Consider the following 20,484-nt stretch of genomic DNA (forward strand, 5'->3'; position numbering starts at 1 on the left):
TTAGCTTTCAACTCGTCGTAGATGAAGGAGAAGTCGACGAGTTCGTTAATCTGACGCAACATGTTGTCTTTTGGCACGATGAGGTCGTACAGCGCTGTGTACGGACTAAGTGCAAATGAGAGTTGAGGCTGGAACATGATATTCACCCTTCCGACGTGATACTGAAAGTATACAAGAAAAAAGGCACAGCGCCCTCAAAATATTGAGGGTCTGTGCCTTTATATCTAACGGACTTTTTCAGTGGCCTCCTTCCACGTGACGGTTCTTTTTTTCTATTCGATTTATGCAAAGCTTTTATATGCCGATCCACAATTGAGCAGGGATGCGAGGTGCCTTTTACGGTCAAAACCAGAATATAGACCTGTCAATGGAATAAAACATAAATTTACTCTAATAAAGTCTCAACTTATGTGAAATCTAGTGGTAAATGTGGTATGTTTATGTAAATTGCGTTTAACAGGAGCGGTTCATCAATGAAGGTTAGTATATTCGATGTTGCCAAGAAGTCAGGATTGTCGGTTGTAACGGTATCCCGAGTTCTTAATAAGTCGACATCCGTGCGCCAGAAAAATAAAGAAAAAGTGTTGCAGGCCATGAAGGACCTGGACTATCATCCGAACGCATCAGCCCGCAGTCTTGCAAGCGGCAAAACCGGTATTATCGGTCTAACTTTGACGACATTGCATGATACTGTTCTTGACGCTGTAGTCAAAGAAATTAATGATAGCTTGGCAGAGCAGGGCTATTTCCTGGCACTCTCCATCTCGCAGGGGGACGAAGATTCATTCGATCGTTCGATGTTTCAAGAGGACCGTGTAGATGGAGTTATTTTGCTCTCGCCAATTAATGCAGATATATATGTGATGGAGCTGAAGAAGCGGAAAATTCCTTTTGTCATCCTTGATAATCAGCAGCGCAATCCGACGGTTCCTTCTGTTATTGTTAATAATTTCAAAGGCGGATATGATGCAACCAAACATCTCATCGACCTTGGACATACCGAAATTGCTCATATTAGCGGGCCAGATCCGTTTCTGAGCAGCCGTGAGCGTGAGAGAGGGTTTCTGTTCGCGCTCGAAGAAGCAGGTTTGCAGCCTTTTGAAGTGGAGCAAGGATCGTTTGATATTCCTTCAGGCTACGCCATTGCCAAGCGCTGGATCGATGCAGGCAAGCTGCCCACAGCTGTATTCGCAGCAGATGACTTTATGGCCCTAGGCGTAATGGACGCGTTCAAAAACGAAGGGGTTCGCATTCCTCAAGATGTATCCGTCGTAGGTTTCGACGATCAGATCTATGCGGAAGAATTCCATCCTGCGCTAACAACCATCCGTTTGCCATTTGAGAAAATTGGGCGGCAGGGTGTAGATATTTTGCTGAAGCTAATCAAGGATTCTCCAAAAAGAAATACGATCATGGAGTTTGATCCGGAGTTAATGGTGAGGAAATCGACGGGAGCGCCTAGAGGGCGTTAAGTTTAAGAATCATGAGCAAAAGAGCCCGCGCAATTACTATTTATATAGTGATTGCGCGGGCTCTTTCTATTTATTTTGGCTGAGTCGCTATTAAGTCTAGTAGCAAGCCTGCTCAAGTGATTGAAGCGCGGTTATTAACTCCTGCTTTAATTGGGAATCGTTAATCATGCCTTCTTTATTAAGCTTCAAAGTAATATGTGGAATAATTAATGTCCCGCCCTCAACAATATCAGCATTAATCATTTTAAGAGTAAGCAGAAGTGAAGCATGAGCTTTGTCCCCGCCCATTGGAGTAGGTGAGGCACTAATTACCGCTGTAGGTTTATTCATAAACGCCGTTGTGGATACAAGCCAATCCAGCGCGTTTTTCAAAACGCCGGGCACACCGTTCCCATATTCGGGTGTACATATAAGCACGCCATCCGTTTCCTCAAGAAGTGCTCTTAGCTCTCTGACAGGCACCGGTCCTTCATCTAGATCCATGTCAGGGTTGAAATGCGGAAGGTCGCCTAACCCGCCATAGATAGTAAATTTCATGTTTGCGGGGGCTAATCCGATGACAGCCTTCATTAGCGATGTATTTGAGGAGTTTTGACGAAGACTCCCCGAAATAGCCAAGATTTTAATTTCCTTATTCATTCCACTTCATCTCATTTCTTCTATGATATTAAGCCCTCGATATGGAGTTGCCGTGTATTATGATAAACAGTCGCATTCATATTTATTATCTCATTTAAACACGAGTTTTCAAATAACTTCTGCCTATATTAAAATAAAACCCGATAATTGAATAGCGCTTTCACATAATAAAGTTTAAACGTTTAAACAAAATATACGACAAAATACACGTTAGATACTTATAAGAGACAAGTAAAGACAAAAACAGAAACCGTACGTTTTTGTACTAAGTAAAGGGAATCTATAATCCATAATAAACAAAAAAAATATTAATTGACATATTTTGAATGTCGGTATAAACTCATGTTGAATATTAAAGCGGTTTAACTTTCGTGAATGAAAAGCAATAACAGAGAGAAAAAGAGGTGATTTGAAAAGCGATTTCGAAGAAATGCAGAAGCAAAGTAATGGTGGAAAAAAGGGGACATACAAGAGAGCGATTAAGAGTTTTTTAAATTTGCTTCTTTTAAGGCCAAAAGGAATAGGAAACCAAATGGAAGGGGGCGGTTTTACTGAAGAACAGCAAATTTCAGAGACGGGAAAACAAACACTTTTATTTATTTATTTCGCCATGGATTATTGGTTTTCTCATATTTGCTTTATATCCAGTAGGCGCATCATTGTACTACAGCTTCACAGACTACGATATTATTAACCCGCCTGTTTTCGTGGGATTAAACAATTTCAAAGAGCTCTTTCAGGATGAACAGTTTTATAATTCGATAATGGTTACGCTCAAGTACACGCTTATTAGTGTTCCTATTACGTTATTTTTATCACTTATGTTTGCAATCTTGATTAATCAGAAAATTCCTTTTAACGGTTTTTTCCGAACAGCGATGTATTTTCCAAGTATGATTTCAGGCGTATCCATGGCCTTGTTATGGTTTTGGGTGTTTAATCCACAGGCGGGATTGTTTAACTATGGATTATCTTTTTTCGGAATTGACCCCATCCACTGGTTCCTGGATGAGAATTACGCTTTGTGGGCGCTCATCATTATGTCGTTCTGGGGACTCGGCGCAGGTATGCTTATTTTCCTAGCAGGGCTCCAAGGTGTGCCGGCTCATCTGCTGGAGGCAGCAAGGCTCGACGGTGCTGGCCGGTGGAAAACATTTTGGAACGTAACCTTTCCAATGATTTCGCCCGTTTTTCTGTTCCAGCTTATCATCGGTGTCATTGAATCCTTCCAAGTGTTTACACAGGCCTATACCATCACGCGTGGTGGACCGAACTACTCTACATGGTTTTACGTGTACAACATTTACATCAATGCGTTCAAAAATTTCCGCTACGGATACGCGTCTACCATGGCCTGGATCCTTCTCGTTGCAGTACTCGTTGTAACCTACTTTATCATGAGGACGTCGAAACGTTACGTTTACTACGAAGGAGGGGGCAGTAAATGAGTGAAGTGACCCATGACGCGACCTCAAAGCGGATTATTGTCAAAAGAAAGCTAAAGCTTTCGCAAATTGTTGGATTTCTTATTTTATTAGCGGTAACAATTACGATGCTGTYACCGGTTTGGTTTATGCTCTCGACATCTCTGAAGACGACGAAAGAAATGCTTATGTTTCCCCCAACAATTATTCCAAAAGTGTTTGCGTGGGAAAATTTCCGTGAATTGTTTACCAATACCGAAATTAAATTCGGGCAGCAATATAAGAACAGCTTGATTGTTGGCATATTCACAGTTATTGGAACGGTGCTTTCTTCATCATTCGTTGCCTTTGGATTTGCTAGATATAAGGGAAAAGGCAGCGGGCTTATGTTCATGCTAGTGCTCAGCACATTGATGCTTCCTTATCCAGCGATCATGATTCCGCAGTTCTTATTATTTATGAATCTGGGACTGCATGATTCGTTATTGCCGCTTATTCTGCCCGCTTTCTTTGGGTCAGCTTATATGATTTTTTTGTTGCGACAGTTTTTCTCTACGCTGCCTGACGAGCTTTATAACGCCGGCCGGATTGACGGCTGCAGTGAGTTCAGACTGTACTGGAATATTACACTGCCTTTAGCAGGACCAGCACTCGCTACGGTTGCTATATTTTCATTCATTTGGAGTTGGAATGACCTGCTCACCCCTGTACTTTACTTAGATTCGCAGGAGAACTTCACGCTTCCAGTAGGGATGGCTGCTATGCTGTCATCGAAGTTTCGTTTAGCGCCTTGGAATTTACTGATGGCCGCTTCGATTCTTTCCGTACTGCCAATTATCGTGTTGTTTGCGGTAGCACAGAAGAGATTCGTTGAGGGAATCGTACTTACAGGCATTAAATAGTTTTTTAAGCGTTTTAGCTTGCTTGTATGAAATCTAATAAAACCAAGGGGGAAATTAGAATGAAGAACAAGAAATGGTTATCCATTACCGCTATTCTCGCATTATCGATGTTTGCAACCGCTTGCTCAAACGGCGGAAACGAGGGTTCCGGTAAAGAAAAACAGGTAACGATCACGCATTATACGATTGACTCGCCGGACAGAACGTTTGTAGAGAAGCTGATTCCAGAGTTTGAAGCAAAACATCCGAACATTAAAGTAAAAGTGACTAAAGCACCTTATGAACAGTTTGATTCCAAGCTGCAATCGTCCATTGCTGCGAAAAATGCGCCGGACGTAACCTCTCACTGGGGTTATGGCGGTTTTATGGAATATTACAACAAAGATATGCTGATGGATATGACCCCTTATTTTGAGGATTTCAAAGCAGCAGACTACAATATTCCGGAAGATGTAATGAACATCTACAAGGTTGATGGTAAAACCTATGGTATTCCGTTAAACAGCTACGTGACCGTGATGCTGTACAACAAGGATCTTTTTGATAAAGCGGGACTTCCTTACCCTCCAACTGATTACGAGGATAAAAGCTGGACATTCGACAAAATGGTCGAATATGCGAAGAAGCTGACCGTAGACTCTGAAAATTTGGAGGAAGCTCAATATGGCGTCGACTTTGGATTCGGTGAGCGCGACCAACGTCCTCAATACTTCGGTGCAAATGTCTACTCTGATGATACATGGACAAATGGCGGCAAACCTTCCGAAATTAATCTGACTAAGCCTGATGTGATTGATGCTTACAAAACACTTTATGGTCTCATTCATGATTTGAAAGTGTCACCAACGCCAGCATTCTCCCAATCCGTATCCGGGCAATTCGGTGATCCGTTCCTATCGGGTAAAATCGCGATGTCTGTAGTTGGTTCATGGAGCCTTGCTGCCGCTGCAGATTTCAACTTTAAAGTAGGTGTTGCTGCGGTTCCAGTAAGTCCAAAAGGTGATGTGCGAAGCGTGCTTTACGTGGATCCATTATTTGTACTTAAGGATTCGAAACATCCGAAGGAAGCTGCGGAGTGGATTAAGTTCTTGGTTACAACTGAAATTCAGGAGAAATCGATCGAGCTTAGCGGAGGCAATCCTCCGGTCAACCAAGCAGCTGCTGAAAAGTATTACAGCAACTTTGAAGGCATCGATCCAGCAGGTATTAAGCAAGTATTCGAGGGTGCTTATAAATACGGCTTCGAATCATACAATCATTTAATTTCCAATTACTCTCAAATCAATGAGCTGTTCATCAATGAACTTTCAGGTGTAGAGAACGGAAAGCAGAAGGTTGAGGATGTGCTGCCAGTCATTGAACAGAAGCTGAAGGATCTTTTGGCAAGAGTGAATAAGTAATGGGTTAAGGGGAGGGGCGATTGAGGCTGCTCCCCTCCATTTTATACAAAGCATGATTACTACTAGTCTGAGGAAGGCGTTCTTATGAAGGTAAGCATTGTGGACGTTGCCAAAAAATCAGGATTATCCATTGTGACGGTATCAAGGGTATTAAACAATTTGCCAAGTGTCAGAAAGAGCAACCGGGAGCGGGTTCTTCAGGCTATGAAGGAGCTTGATTATCACMCTAATGCGTCTGCAAGGAGTCTTGCACGAGGAAAAACAGGCATAATCGGACTAGCGTTAACAACTTTGCATGACTCGTTTCTCGATGCGGTCGTCAAGGAGGTTAATGATCGACTTGCGGAAAATGGCTACTTTCTTGCATTATCGATTTCAACAGAAGAGGACGATCACATCCATCGATCATTATTTCAGGAAGGACGTGTCGATGGCGTCATCTTATTGTCGCCCATACGTGAGGATGAGTACGTACTAGAGCTTAAGAGAAACCGAATTCCATTTGTCATGCTCGATAATCAGCAGATGAATTCGCCTGCTACCTCTGTCATCGTAGACAATTTTTATGGTGGATATGAAGCAACCAAACATTTAATTGATTTGGGGCACAGGGATATCGCACATATTAGTGGTCCAGAGCTGTTTTTGAGCAGTCGAGAGCGTGAACGAGGATACCATGCCGCATTGGAAGAAGCGGGCATAACACCCTTCTGTGTGGAGCGCGGAGATTTTGAAATATCTACGGGTTATCGAATTGCTCGGGGCTGGATGGACGCTGGCAGACTGCCGACTGCGGTATTCGCGTCCGATGATAATATGGCGCTCGGCGCTATGAATGCTTTTATAATTGAAGGAATTCGAATACCTCAGCAAATTTCGATCATTGGATTTGATGATCAGATTCTTGCCACGGAGTTTCACCCGAAGCTGACGACGATGCGCCAGCCGGCCGCGCAAATTGGAAGGATGGGGGTTGAACTGCTGCTGAAGAGCATAAGCGGTGCAGCCAAAAGAAATGTCACTGTTCAATTGAGCCCAGAGCTAGTTATTCGGGAGACAACTTCTTTGAGGCAATAACAAACATGAAATCAAGGGAGTGTATCCGTTGAAATATTACTTGGGTGTAGATGGCGGCGGCAGCAAGACGTACACGCTAATTACAGATGAGTCGGGCAGAATTGTAGGAAAAGGGAATAGCGGTAACGGCAATCATCAGGTTGATTATGAGGCGGCCAAACGCAACATACGCGAATCGGTTGAGATGGCATTACAAGAAGCAAATGTAGTACGCAGTGACATTCAGTTCGCTTATTTTGGATTAGCTGGTGCAGACAGGGAAGCAGATTATGAAATATTGAGACCTATGATCGCAGAACTGGGATTTGCGAAGCATGAAGTGAATTGCGATACAGCGATAGCTCTTCGAGCGGGAACGGATCAGCCGTATGGCGTTGTACTGATTTGTGGTGCGGGAACGAACAGCGCGGGCGTTAACTCTCAGAATGAGTTTTATCAGTGTGGAGGCTTCTCTTATGCTTTCGGAGATTTCGGCGGTGGCAGCGACTTAGGCATTGAAGCTTTCCGCTCGGTTATCCGGGCTTGGGATGGGCGGGAGCGGCCGACTATATTGACGAACCTTCTGCTGCAGGACCAAGGCTACGACAGTGTGGAGAGCATGTTCAATGATTATTTGAATCACGATAAAACACCTCCGCTTAGAACGGTGAAGCTGCTGTTTAAAGCAGCAGAACAGGGAGATGAGGTTGCATTAACGATTTTGCGAGTGCAGGGGGAGGAGCTGGGCAAGTCGGCGCGGGCTGTCATTCAACGTCTGAGGATGGAGGCGGACAAGTTCGATGTTGTCCTTGCTGGCAGCGTACTAACTAGGGGAGAGGCAAGTTTTATTCACCCGTATATCGAACAAGCTGTCAAAAGCTGTGCTCCAGATGCATCATTAGTTAAGCTCGAGATTGAACCGGTTGTCGGAGCGGTATGGCTTGCTTTTGAAGCTGAAGGGAATACGCTGCCGCGGGAAGTATACGACCGTTTAAGATCCGTGTCGGAATATAGTTATTAATTTTTTTGGAGGGTACCGTTGACGGTGCTCTTTTTTTATTTGGCCTTTTAAAACAAATGTAATGAACGTGGCATATGAAGATGCTATTCAAATCGACTAGATTGTTTAATATCGTCTCATGGTGACGTATAGGTAAGTCGAGTTATGCTGGAGTAAGCTAATCATTTGGTTAAGTTTATAAAATATAGGCTGGAGAGCGAGGAATAGATGAACATGATAAAAAATGAAGGTATTCCAGTAGAACATGAACGTGTGAAGCTAACATCTCAAAATCCGATAATAACTACAATATATACGGCTGACCCTTCTGCTCATGTTTGGGAGGACGGCAAGGTTTATATTTATGCTTCACATGATATGGACCCGGCAAGAGGCTGTGATTTAATGGATCGATACCATGTGTACTCCTCTTCCGATATGGTGAACTGGTTGGATGAGGGTGAAATCCTTCGTTCGGACGATGTAGCATGGGGCAGGCCGGAAGGCGGCTTCATGTGGGCGCCCGATTGCGCCTACAAAAACGGAACCTATTATTTCTATTACCCGCATCCCAGCGGGTCAAATTGGAATGATACATGGAAAATCGGTGTGGCGACGAGTCAAAAACCAGGAAGCGGTTTTAAGGATCAAGGTTATATCTCGGGACTGGGCGGATTTGCACTCATTGATCCATGCGTGCTCGTTGACGATGATGGACGTGCTTATATGTATTACGGCGGGGGCAGCAGATGCGAGGGCGGCGAGCTGAACGACGATATGATGTCCATTAAAGGCGAAATGCGCGAGATGGAAGGACTGGAGGATTTTCATGAGGCGGCTTGGGTTTTCAAAAGGGCTGATCTCTACTATCTGACCTACGCCGATAATTTAGATGGAAACAACCGCATGAGATATGCTACCAGCAAGCATCCGCTTGGACCATGGACATATAGAGGTATTTTTCTAGAGCCGACTGGCTGTTCAACTACTCACGGTTCTGTGGCGGAGTTTAAGGGGCAGTGGTATTTGTTTTATCACAATCAGGAAATTTCGGGCCAAGGCAATTTAAGAAGCATGTGTATTGATTATTTGTATTTTAATGAAGATGGAACGATTCAGACCGTCGTTCAAACCAAAGAAGGCGTCAAGCCTGTAGGGGATGCTCCGGCTCCTAACACAAATCAGAAAACCTACTCTGCCAGCCGTGTGGACGGAGGAGCGGTTGTTGAAACAAACGAGCAAGGAGAAAGTGTCGTTAATCGTTTGGATATCGCGGGCTCTTATTGTGAGTTTCAAACTATCGACGGAGAAAAAGGCGGAAGAGCGGCCATTCATATTCGTTATGCAACAGCAGAGCGACTCGCCAAACTAAACCTGACCGTGAATGGTCATGATTATTCCTTGCTTAATGCACTGTCGACAGGAAGTCTGCTGGACTATAGCGGCCTTGCTAGTATTACCGTTCAGCTAGAGCCAGGTGATGATAATATCATTAGACTCACAGGCGGAAATGGCGAGATTAGTGTCGAAAGCATAACGGTTAGCCCGTTTCTGGATTGATGGAATAAGCAGCAGCCCCCGCGACAACAAATGGGGGCTGCTGCTTTTTAATTTGAAGAAATAAACTTAACAGAAACAGTCCGGCGCTGAGGATGATTGCTCTGCTTTCTTGTGTGATCGTTTGTTATCGTCTTCTTCAAATGAGATTAAGGCATGGGTCGCATGGCTGAGAATTGCGCCTGCTCTTGTGGATGCTGCAACCAAAACGGCCTCTACTATTTCCTCCCGCGTGCCCCCTAGCTCCTTGCATTTCTTCACATGCATATCAATGCAATAGGGGCATCCTGTCACATGAGCAACGGCTACAGCAATGAGCTCTTTCATTTTTGCAGGTATGGCATCAGAAGCATGATAAACGTCTTTTTCAAAAGCTAAAAAGGAACCTGCAGCCTGTGGAACGAGCTTAATCAGCTCTGGAATCCGGCTTAAATTCGAACGATCGTAATAATGGGTCATCATGTACCCTCCCGTTAAATAGGATTGATTCCTTATTAATTGTAGGGGAGAGCGATTCAAATCTCAGTGACATTGTCACAAATGCTGTTCTATTATACGGTTTAAGATGCCGCGATCCAATATGGTGATCTTTCCTCTGCTTAATGCAATCGCTCCTTGCTCCGCGAAGCTTTTTAAAATGCGGGTAATGACCTCGCGTGATGTCCCAATTTCTATAGCTAGTTGTTCATGAGTAAGCCGCAAGCAATCTCCCTTCACAGATTCCGAAATTAAATAGTCCGCAATGCGATAAGGGAGCGGCTGGAAAGCGACATTTTCCAGCAGCTTTGTCACATTCGTCATTCGATCAATAAATTGTTTATAAATATATTGCCTTATGGGTTTGATCGTGTTCATCCAGTCTCGAAATACGGAAACGGGCAGCAGCAACACGTCCGTTTCCTCCTCTATCGCAACCGATGCTTCATATTCAGTCTCGCCCAATATGCTTGCCATCATAAGGACGCAGCACTGACCGCTATGTACCCGGTATAAAGTAATTTCTCTGCCTGTTTGACTCAGCTTAAACACTCGAATTTGACCGCTGACAATAAACATAGCATGCTGCAAAATATGGCCTTCGCGAATGGAATGCGAGGTAGCCGGATTAATGGATAATAGCTGTGCAGCTTCCCAGCTCTCAGCAGGAAGATGGGCGAATGAGGGAAACATATGCTGAATTTGCTGTATTTGTTTGCGAGAAAGATGATTCATACACAGGCTCCTTAAGTGACGGATTGTGTACTATTTCTCTGTCTTTTTTGTTTTTCCTTTTATTAGAAGATTTACCCAACCTAAAAAAAGAATTGCACTGGCCATCGCAGGCCCGCACACTTCTATTTTTAGATAATGGCTATCTTCTTTATTGCTTTCCTTCGCTTCTTGCAAGCTCCTTGCGTACAATTGGGGCGACCTTAGTGCCGAGCAGTTCAATTGCTCGCAGTACCTCGCGGTGCGGCATCGTACCTACATTCACATGCAGGAAGAATCGAGTAACGCCTAGATTTTTGCGCAGCAAAAGAATCTTCTCCGCAACATATTCAGAATCACCCACATATAAAGCGCCTCGAAGGCTGCGGGCAGAGTCATAAGCTGCACGGCTATAATGCTGCCCCCAGCCGCGTTCACGACCAATGACATTCATCTGGGCCTGAGTTGGCGGGAAAAATAAATCGGCTGCCTGCTCCGTAGTTTCACCAACAAAACCGTGTGAATGTGTGGCGATTTGCAGCTTGCTAGGATCATGGCCAGCTTTTGCAGCTGCTTCTTTGTAAAGATCGACCAGCGGTGCAAAATTTTCAGGCATCCCGCCAATAATAGCGAAGGCGATAGGAAGGCCGAGCAGGCCTGCGCGAATCGCAGATTGTGCGTTGCCTCCGCTTGCGATCCAAACGGGAAGCGGGGTCTGAACTGGCCGCGGGTATACAGGTAGATTATGAATAGCAGGACGATGTCCACCGCGCCAATTGACCTTTTCGGAATCTCTAATAGCAAGAAGCAGCTCTAGCTTCTCTTCAAACAATTCATCATAATCTTCTAAGCTGTACCCAAATAGCGGGAAGGATTCAATAAATGATCCCCGCCCTGCCATAATCTCGGCTCTGCCGTTCGAGAGACCATCGAGTGTGGAAAACTGTTGAAATACACGAACCGGGTCGTCTGAGGACAGAACGGTAACGGCGCTGGTGAGTCTAATATTTTTGGTCATAGGAGCTGCTGCTGCCAGTACAACCGCAGGCGCAGTGCCAGCGTAATCAGCACGGTGATGCTCCCCAATACCATAAACATCTAGTCCAACTTGATCTGCGAGCACAATTTCCTCAACCRCATTGCGCAGACGTTCAGCATGGCTCATGATTACTCCGGTCACCGGGTCCGGTGTCGTTTCCAAAAAAGTACTAATTCCAATTTCCATATTTGCTGCCAAATCGGCCATAAGCATACGCCTCCTTTATTACCTATAGTTTACTCAATTTTTTATGGTTTCTCAAATTTAGTAAGCAGATAATTTCGATTGATTACTTCTCTAACGAATCGTAATATACTTATTAGGCAGAAAACGGCATCTTTTAAATTTTAACGAACCTGATTAACGTTATGGCATGCTGTATGAGGGGTTAGGAGCTGTTTTTCTCAAAATAGCGACGCTGGAGTTCGTTACATATTTAATCCATTACGAATCGATTAAATAAGAGCTGCTAGGTTCGTTAGCGATAAATCCAATACAAATTCCGGGCAAAGGAGCACATAGTTAACAGTGATTCACTCAGGCATTCGCTTTGTCCAAGCCTCCATAAACAAAACAAGGGCTGTTCCAAATGTAGATTTCTACTTTTGGGACAGCCCCTTTAGATATATAGCAGTACGTGATTACTTGATTTAGACGTTACCCATATAGCTGCGTGTTAGATTCGGCATGATAAGTACATCGTTTTTGCTGTATTTTGCATACAGCTCGGAGAGGGATTGAATAAACGGTTCATACTGTTCGTCAGTCTCTTTTGGCGCATAGGAGCCGGATAAATTACGTCCAATAAAATGGTCTAAATCAAATTCCAAATGGTATTCAAATACTTTAAATTCATAGCTACCGTTTCGGAAAAACTGCTCATACACGTTAGGAGTCTTATCGATACCGCCGCTAAATCCTTTAAATGCAGGGCAATACTTTTGGCAGATCGCTGCGTTTTCAATAACGAGCTCGCTTGAAGCATCTCTGCTATTCCACACTAAGGCAACGTTAGCATCTGGTTTTAGTATTCTTTGGCACTCGAGCTTAAACTGCTCCTTGTCAAACCAATGAAAGGCTTGGGCAACCGTAATTAAATCAATACTTTGGCCTTGCAGCGGCGTATGCTCAGCAGCACCATTTATAGAGGTAAACTTAGCATAATGATTTAATTCTTTTTCTGCGGTGGATCTCATATCCTCATTAGGTTCAATGGCAATGACCTTTAAATCTTGATCCAGCAGCTGCTTCGTAAGTATTCCAGTGCCGGAACCAATATCGGCTACAGTATGATCCCGTGATAGGTTATTGCTCTGAATAAGATAGTTAATATAAGCTATTGGATAATTGGAACGGTATTCGGAGTAAATTGTKGCTTTGCCTGTAAAGTTATCTTTTGTCCCCAAAATAAATAGCCTCCCGTAAATGATTTATTTTGAATACCGTATGTTTACTGATTTTCTTTAATTGTAGCGCTTGTCTTGCCATTAGTCGATGCAGGAAGATATGATGAAATAAATAACAAGTCTACGAACAGCGAGGGGTAGATAAAATGGTAATTGACCACAAGCAATGGAAACCTGAAGTATTGGCGTATCTTGAACGAATAGGTTATAAAGGCCCGATCGACAACAGTTTGGCAACACTTACGGAGCTCCAGAACTGCCATGTACATACCGTACCCTACGAAAACTTAGATATTATAAATCGGGTTCCGCTATCATTGGAAATTCCCGACCTGTTCAATAAAATCGTTACAAAGCAGCGCGGTGGCTATTGCTTTGAGTTGAATGCACTGTTTGGTTGGTTGCTAGCCGAGCTCGGCTTTAACGTGACGAACTATTTTGCCCGGTTCTGGCGTGATGAAACACAGACACCGCCAAAACGCAGGCATCATATTTTACAGGTATTAGCTGAAGGAAAGCCGTATCTATGCGATGTGGGAGTAGGCGGTATTGCACCACAAAACCCGATCCTTTTGGTAGAAAATGTCGTCCATGAGCAAAAGAATGAAGCGTATCAGCTGGAGCGGGATGCCTTTTTTGGCTGGGTGCTGCTGGAGAGGAAGAAGGGGGAATGGAGCCGCCTTTATACCTTTACCGAGGAACCGCAGCTGCCGCAGGATTTCATTATGACTTCCTACTGGTGTGAGCATGCACAAGATTCGATATTTGTGAGCACGCCGATGGCAGCCATTCGGACAGCTGAAGGAAGAAATACGATCGCAGGCGAAGAGTTTCGTATATTTACGACAGAGGGCGTTCAGGTAGTTACACCTTCTACACAAGAGGAATATGCGGAAGCATTACGTAAATATTTTGGAATTGTCATATCCGTATAGCTTGTTAAGCAATTGGATTTATATTTCTATCATACTAATGGGCTGTCTCAAAAGTAGATTAATCTACGGTTGGGACAGCCCATTTTTTACGTATATGCTGACAGATTGTTGTCATATGACAAGAAAATGACAACTCTCACTATATAAAAGGGATAATTTGGATTATACTGTTTATAGGTAATTAGTATCATGTAAATGATAGAAATGCTAAAGGTAAATAGATAATAAGAATTATTTTTGAGGTGAAAACAATGGCTGAGTATATCATGTTTCGRGAGATTTGGACACCTTTCCGATTGGTAGGCATTCGACTGTTCAAGGATGAACATACTAAATATTGGTATAAAATTGGGAGCAATCATCGAAAACGGATGTTTAAGTGAATGTAACGAGCAGACTTTCCATCGGATGGTCTGTTTTTTTATTCCAAGCACGAACGCGGTATTCATAGTAGAAGAGCCAATGCTATAATGAAGTTAAATTTCTTCTGGGCTTCCTTTAATTGATTAGGGCGTGTCTGAGAACTCTGAGGACAGCAAATTTTGCCGAATTTTCGTTCCATGCAAGGCGCGTTTGTGAAGGCGTACCGGGGTACGTCAAGCAAACGGAACGAAGCAGGGGGCGAAAAGGCGGTGAAAGGTGCCACTGAACGGGTTTTCAGACACGCCCTATCTATATTTAAATAATGAATTCTTTCCATATCTAGCAACTGGGGAGTGCGACTTCTTGATTGAGATATCAGGTTATCAAATGATCGATGAAATAGGCAGTTATGATGATATAAACCTATATAGAATGATTCGCCAAGCGGATAACATTACGGTTATCGCCAAAACCACATGTGACATCTATCCAGGACCAAACGTGGTTGCTGCATTTCAGCATGAGTATGAGTTGCTCGTTAAGCTCGGCGGACGAGGAACGTTAGAAGCATACAGTCTGGAAATGTTAGCAGACAGACCTGTTCTGATTTTGCAGGATATCGGAGGCAGTACGCTAGATCGAGTATTGCGCATGCGCGATAACCCTTTTATGCATGAAGCGTTGCTGGCCATCGCAGTATCGGCAGCAGATAGCCTGATGCAAATACATCGTGAAAAAATAATACTCAATGAAATAACCCCCTTTCATCTCATCGCTAATCCCGATACCTATGAAGTGAAGCTTATTGATATTCGAATGTGTTCAACTGAACTTAACAAGAGTCCGCTTCCATTAACAACAGGCAGGCCTGACTTCATTTTGTCCTATATCTCTCCAGAACAGACGGGCAGAACGGGAATGATCCCCGATTACCGCTCAGATTTCTATTCGCTCGGCGTCACCTTATACGAATGGATGTCGGGAAGCCTTCCTTTTGAATCACAAGATGTAATGGATGTTATATATCGGCATATTGCCAGCACGCCTGAACCTCTGCATAAGAGGTATCCCTCTATACCCGAGATGGTATCTGCTATTGTAAGCAAGTGTATGGAGAAGATGCCTGATGCGAGGTATATCAGTGCATTCGGGTTGAAGTCGGACTTGGAGGAATGTCTGCATCAATTCCAGTTATCTGGAGAAGTAGAAGCTTTTGCACTGGCAAGCCGTGATATTTCCGATCTTTGGAGGACTTCAAGCCAGTATTACGGCAGACGCTCAGAGCAGCAATGCTTGCAAGATGCACTGCAGCGAGCGTCGTTAAGCGCTGCGGAGGTTATCTGGGTTAGTGGCAACGGAGGAATAGGGAAAACGTCCTTTGTGAATGAAACGCTTAGAAAATCGATGCCGCTTGAAGTTTATTTTGTTACGGGCAAATTCAATCCGCAACAAGCGGCAAAACCCTACGACGTATGGATTCAAGCCATTGATGAATTGGTTAGCCTGATGCTCATGGAGAGCAAGCTGCAGGCAGAGGTTTGGAAGCTGCGCATTATAGATGCCTTAAATGGGTATGGACAGCTGTTGATTGAATTGGTTCCAAAGCTGGAGCTGCTGATTGGAGAGCAGCCAGCGGTACTTTCATTGCCGCCAGTGGAAGCACAGCGCCGTTTTCACCTTATTTTGAGCCGTTTTATTCATCTATTCCTTCACCGGGACTGCCCGTTGGTTTTGTTCTTTGATGATCTTCAATGGGCGGATGAAGAATCGCTTCAATATCTTGCTTATCTTCTAGAGGATAGGGACATCAATCATTTACTCGTCATCTTGGCTTATCGGGATGGAGAAATTACGCCGCTGCATCCGCTGAGCCGTTTGGAGAATCATTTTGAAGAGCACAACACAAAGAACAGCCGTATTCATCTGGAGGCTTTGGAAGCCGCTGATTTAACCAGCCTTCTAAGCGACACCATGGGCTGCGAAGCTGCTGAAACCGATGAGCTGGCTGCTGTATTGCTCCATAAGACGGAAGGCAATCCTTTTTTTCTAAAGCAATTTATTCAGGATTTGGTTGATGATGAGCAAGTTATGTTTGATGAACCGAGCAGGCGCTGGCAGTGGGATTTGCAGCTAATTGCTGAAAGGAACGTTCCGGCCAATACGGCTGATTATATATCGGATAAGATGAAGCTTTTCCCGGATCAGATGGTTTATGTGCTTGGGCGGGCAGCTGTTCTTGGCACCAGCTTTGATGTAGATATGCTTGTTCCCATTACGAATCTACCCTTGCAGGAGCTTGAAGAAGTGCTGGAGAAAGCCGAGCGTGAACAATTATTGCAGCCAGTTAAGCTCGGAAACGGAAAAATTTATCAATTTCAGCATGATCGCATTCAGCAGGCTGCCTATCATCTTGTATCCGAGGATGAGCTTCCCGCATTGCATTGGAGAATCGGATCGCTGCTTGCGGACCGTGTAGCATTCACTGAAGATGCAAATGTATTCGAAGCCGTCAATCATTTCAATCAGGCATGGAAACAAATAGAACGTCTAGAGCAGAAGCTGGAACTCGCCGAGCTGAACTTAAAGGCGGCCTTGAAAGCGAAACAATCGACCGCATATGAGACATCACTAGGCTATTTGCGTCATGCTGCTGCCCTTATCGAAGAGGAATGTTGGAAAAATAGCTACTCGCTTGCCTTCCGAATATTCAGAGAACGCGCCGAGGCGGAATATTTATGCGGTCATTTTGCGAAAGCACATGATTTATTTAATTTGTTGATCAGCAAAGCGGAAACTAATTTAGATAAAGCGCTCGTTTGGACCATGAAAATTCAATTAGAGGCAACGAATGACAATTACGACGAGGTCCTTTCTTTGGGCCGTCAAACGTTGGAGCTATTGGATATTCACCCTCGTTTTGAGCCAAACACATTCGAATTGACTGTGCAGTGGTTAAAGCTCAGAAGCAAAATTAAGAAACATTCGATAGCATCGCTGCAGCAACTACCGCCAATGACAGATGAAGTACGGAAAGCTGCTATGACCGCGATGGTCTATACGAGTAATGCCAGTTTTTTTGTAAATCAAAAAGGCTGGCTTGCTACTACGTTTACCATGGTCGAAATGACACTGGATTACGGCATGGCCCCGGAGTCTTCAATCGGTTTTGTCGGTTATGCCATGTTCCTGAATTTTCAGTTTCGGCATTATAAAGAGGCATTCGAATGGGGGATGCTCGCCTGTGAATTATCGAAGCCGTACCCTATAYTGCATGTTAAGACACTTACTTCATTCACCCTTTGTTACGACAGCTGGCGCAAATTTGATCCGATGATGCTGAAGACCTTTTCCGAGCATGCTGGGAAAGTTGGACTGGAATCGGGAGATCTGTGGCACAGCAATCAAAGTGTATTAATTAATTGTGCAACTCTGCTGCAATATGGTCATCCGCTTAGTGATATTTATAACCGGTTAATTGCGCATTCAGGCGATTTTTTGCGCCATAATAATACGCTTCATTGGAAGCAAGCCGTTTTGCTTGCTAATCTCCTTGTCCGTTTAACGGGATATCGCGCGCCGAATGATCCATTTATGGAAACAGATATCTTTAGCGAGGATTTTGCCGGATCGGTGCACGGAGATCAATTTAATACGATTCAAGAGCTGGTTTGCACGCTTCATTATTTGCCTGGCTATTTTTTTGGTCAGTATCAGGAAGCAAATGAAGCTTTGAAGAGAGCAGCCGCAATTATTTCTTTGCGTAATGATAACTATGAGAGCACCGTACAATATTTCTATGAATCGTTAGTGCTGGCACAGCTTTATGAGGATGTTTCCGTACAGGAGCAAAAAGAATTTTTGACAACTATTAAGAAGCATATGAAAAGAATGAAAGTGCTCACTTCGCGTTGTCCAGAAAACTATAAGCATAAATATTTGCTCATTAAAGCTGAAATGGCGCGGATTACACGAAAGAGCCGTCAAGCGGAGGAGCTGTTTGAGCAGTCGATTGAGGCAGCGCGTGCTTATGGATATATACATGATCTTGCAATAGCAGCGGAATGCCTTGCAAAATTTGCCCTTCGTCAAGGCAGGCAGCAGCTCGCGAAAATCTATATGACGGAAGCGTATGAAGCTTATATTGAATGGGGGGCGGCTGCGAAAGCGGCTGATCTGGAACAAAAATATGGGCATCTGCTCCACATCAGACGGGAGTCGGGCCTTGAAAGTGTGGATTATCTCTCAGCAGTCATGTCCGCGCAAGCATTATCGGGCGAAATGGAAATGAATCGTTTGCTCGATACGCTGATGCGTATCATGCTTCATAATGCTGGCGCGGAATATGGCGTGCTTATTTTTGGTCACGAAGACAATTGGGTTGTTGAGGCGTATGGAACAGCAGAGGAGCTTCACATTGAAACCGTGCCCCTTGCGGAGGAATCGGAAATCGCCTCAGCGGCTATTATTGGCTATGCAGCACGAACGAAAGAGGAAGTTGTCCTGCATGATGCAGCCCATGAAGGGATGTTCGTCCGAAATCCGTATGTTAAAAATAATGGATTAAAGTCGGTTTTATGTCTGCCTATCATGCATCAGAATAAGCTGATTTGCTTGCTTTATATGGAGAATAAGCTATCGACGAGCGTCTTCACACCGCAGCGGCTTGATGTTCTGAAGCTGCTCGGCTCCCAGTGCGCCATTTCCATAGAAAACGCTAAGCTTTATTCGGGGATACAATATCTTAAAAACAACTTAGAGGCACAAGTCGTCGAGCGGACTCGCAGTCTTGAGAGATCGATGCAAGAGACGTCTGCTGCGCTTGCCGAAGCTTCTGTTTATGAGGAACGGAGCCGCATTGCCCATGATATTCATGATATTGTCGGTCATTCACTTACCTCGACGATCCTTCAGATTGAAGCTGGAAAGCGTCTGCTGCACAAGGACATGGAGGGTGGCATGCAGCGGTTGAAAGAAGCGCAGGATCTAGCAAGGCATAGCTTGAATGAGATCCGCGGCTCTGTCCATATGTTGAAGGAGGACAAGTTCGCTGACCTCGGACAAATGCTGAATCGGCTCATTCAAGATACAGAGCGCAATATGGAAGTAGAAGTTCATGCAGTGATTCAGCCTTTGCCGAAGCTGTCGACAGCGCATAAGAAGGCGATCTATCATGCGCTCCAAGAAGGCTTAACCAATGGCATCCGGCATGGGGGGAGCAAGGAATTCCGCTTTAGTTTGCAAACCGTCGGCACCTATTTGCAGTTCAGGCTTGAGGATTGCGGAATTGGAGCCCCTGAGATTGCGCTCGGATTTGGGTTAAAGGCGATGAAAGAGCGAGTGGAACAGCTGGGCGGAAGCCTCTCTATTGAATCATGGCCAAATCAAGGCTGTCTGTTAAAGATCGATTTGCCCTACAAGATACGATTGAATGGAGAGAGGGAATGAATAAGATAACGATTGTAATTGCCGATGATCAGATGCTGACACGGGAAGGACTTCGAACCATACTGGACTTAGAAGATGATTTCGAGATCGTTGGCGTAGCTAAAAATGGGGAAGAGGCGTGTGAAATGGCAGAGACGCTTCAGCCACACCTTATGCTGCTGGACATTCAAATGCCGATTATGGATGGAATCACCGCTTTAAAACGAATAAAGCAGAGCTCGCCCAACATTTTTATTTTGTTTTTAACGACATTCATAGACGCGGATTATATTGTAGAGGGCATGGCGCATGGGGCAAGCGGCTATATGCTGAAGGATATGGACATCGATAAAATGATTGCCGCGATTCGTGATACGATATCCGGGCAGTTTATTCTTCCAGCCGCGGTTGCAGCCAAACTGGCTGAGAGGATGAACAGGTTTACAGAAGATCACGAGCAATGGCAAAATCCGAGCCAGCGCCACATCCAGCTGACAGATCGCGAGAAAAAGTTGGCACAGCTTATTATACGCGGACTGAACAATCGAGAAATTGCTGATGCGTTGTTCATAGCCGAAGGTACAGCACGCAACTACATCAGCAATCTCTATAGCAAACTGGAAGTTGTTGATCGCGCACAGGCGATTATTCGCCTGCAAGGCTTGATTTGATTCATGGC

The 20,484-nt window shown here is 44.4% G+C and carries 15 protein-coding genes; 10 read left to right on the forward strand and 5 right to left on the reverse strand.

Features of this window, described 5'->3' with window-relative positions:
* Nucleotides 1–473 precede the first annotated feature (473 nt).
* On the forward strand, nucleotides 474–1,472 hold the full coding sequence (locus tag AC1DSE_RS08920) for a LacI family DNA-binding transcriptional regulator (protein ID WP_339206155.1): 999 nt from the start codon (nucleotides 474–476) through the stop codon (nucleotides 1,470–1,472).
* A 96-nt stretch (nucleotides 1,473–1,568) separates the two neighbouring features.
* On the opposite strand, the gene AC1DSE_RS08925 is transcribed toward AC1DSE_RS08920, so the two are convergent.
* Nucleotides 1,569–2,111: an NADPH-dependent FMN reductase gene (locus tag AC1DSE_RS08925; protein WP_477512419.1), complete on the reverse strand. Its 543-nt coding sequence runs from the start codon at nucleotides 2,109–2,111 to the stop codon at nucleotides 1,569–1,571.
* Between the two features lie 551 nt (nucleotides 2,112–2,662).
* On the opposite strand from AC1DSE_RS08925, the gene AC1DSE_RS08930 reads away from it, so the two are divergent.
* The 6 genes from AC1DSE_RS08930 (at nucleotide 2,663) to AC1DSE_RS08955 (ending at nucleotide 9,453) form a co-directional block, all read left to right on the forward strand.
* Nucleotides 2,663–3,559 (forward strand): carbohydrate ABC transporter permease, encoded by an 897-nt coding sequence (locus tag AC1DSE_RS08930; protein ID WP_076268610.1) that lies wholly within the window; start codon nucleotides 2,663–2,665, stop codon nucleotides 3,557–3,559.
* Nucleotides 3,556–4,437, forward strand: a complete 882-nt coding sequence (locus AC1DSE_RS08935; RefSeq protein WP_477527599.1) for a carbohydrate ABC transporter permease — start codon at nucleotides 3,556–3,558, stop codon at nucleotides 4,435–4,437. Before AC1DSE_RS08930 ends, AC1DSE_RS08935 begins: the two co-directional genes overlap by 4 nt.
* A 59-nt stretch (nucleotides 4,438–4,496) precedes the next feature.
* Nucleotides 4,497–5,837: an ABC transporter substrate-binding protein gene (locus AC1DSE_RS08940; protein WP_179089816.1), complete on the forward strand. Its 1,341-nt coding sequence runs from the start codon at nucleotides 4,497–4,499 to the stop codon at nucleotides 5,835–5,837.
* Between the two features lie 84 nt (nucleotides 5,838–5,921).
* On the forward strand, nucleotides 5,922–6,914 hold the full coding sequence (locus AC1DSE_RS08945) for a LacI family DNA-binding transcriptional regulator (protein WP_477527600.1): 993 nt from the start codon (nucleotides 5,922–5,924) through the stop codon (nucleotides 6,912–6,914).
* 28 nt (nucleotides 6,915–6,942) lie between these two features.
* Nucleotides 6,943–7,914 (forward strand): N-acetylglucosamine kinase, encoded by a 972-nt coding sequence (locus AC1DSE_RS08950; protein ID WP_477512417.1) that lies wholly within the window; start codon nucleotides 6,943–6,945, stop codon nucleotides 7,912–7,914.
* A 207-nt stretch (nucleotides 7,915–8,121) separates the two neighbouring features.
* Nucleotides 8,122–9,453: a family 43 glycosylhydrolase gene (locus AC1DSE_RS08955; RefSeq protein ID WP_477527601.1), complete on the forward strand. Its 1,332-nt coding sequence runs from the start codon at nucleotides 8,122–8,124 to the stop codon at nucleotides 9,451–9,453.
* 66 nt (nucleotides 9,454–9,519) lie between these two features.
* On the opposite strand, the gene AC1DSE_RS08960 is transcribed toward AC1DSE_RS08955, so the two are convergent.
* From AC1DSE_RS08960 to AC1DSE_RS08975, 4 genes are all read right to left on the reverse strand, one after another.
* A complete protein-coding gene (locus tag AC1DSE_RS08960; RefSeq protein ID WP_477512415.1) occupies nucleotides 9,520–9,912 on the reverse strand; it encodes a carboxymuconolactone decarboxylase family protein in 393 nt (130 codons plus the stop codon).
* Between the two features lie 72 nt (nucleotides 9,913–9,984).
* A complete protein-coding gene (locus tag AC1DSE_RS08965; RefSeq protein WP_477512414.1) occupies nucleotides 9,985–10,662 on the reverse strand; it encodes a Crp/Fnr family transcriptional regulator in 678 nt (225 codons plus the stop codon).
* A gap of 148 nt (nucleotides 10,663–10,810) precedes the next feature.
* Nucleotides 10,811–11,863 (reverse strand): LLM class flavin-dependent oxidoreductase, encoded by a 1,053-nt coding sequence (locus AC1DSE_RS08970; protein ID WP_477527603.1) that lies wholly within the window; start codon nucleotides 11,861–11,863, stop codon nucleotides 10,811–10,813.
* Between the two features lie 464 nt (nucleotides 11,864–12,327).
* A complete protein-coding gene (locus AC1DSE_RS08975) occupies nucleotides 12,328–13,083 on the reverse strand; it encodes a class I SAM-dependent methyltransferase (RefSeq protein ID WP_477512413.1) in 756 nt (251 codons plus the stop codon).
* Between the two features lie 146 nt (nucleotides 13,084–13,229).
* On the opposite strand from AC1DSE_RS08975, the gene AC1DSE_RS08980 reads away from it, so the two are divergent.
* From AC1DSE_RS08980 to AC1DSE_RS08990, 3 genes are all read left to right on the forward strand, one after another.
* Nucleotides 13,230–14,018: an arylamine N-acetyltransferase family protein gene (locus AC1DSE_RS08980; protein ID WP_477512412.1), complete on the forward strand. Its 789-nt coding sequence runs from the start codon at nucleotides 13,230–13,232 to the stop codon at nucleotides 14,016–14,018.
* 726 nt (nucleotides 14,019–14,744) lie between these two features.
* On the forward strand, nucleotides 14,745–19,826 hold the full coding sequence (locus AC1DSE_RS08985) for an AAA family ATPase (RefSeq protein WP_477512411.1): 5,082 nt from the start codon (nucleotides 14,745–14,747) through the stop codon (nucleotides 19,824–19,826).
* Nucleotides 19,823–20,476, forward strand: a complete 654-nt coding sequence (locus AC1DSE_RS08990) for a response regulator transcription factor (protein WP_430055984.1) — start codon at nucleotides 19,823–19,825, stop codon at nucleotides 20,474–20,476. The genes AC1DSE_RS08985 and AC1DSE_RS08990 overlap by 4 nt, the downstream gene beginning before the upstream one ends.
* The last annotated feature ends 8 nt before the right edge of the window (nucleotides 20,477–20,484 follow it).

Source organism: Paenibacillus sp. 01L418, from assembly GCF_056400045.1.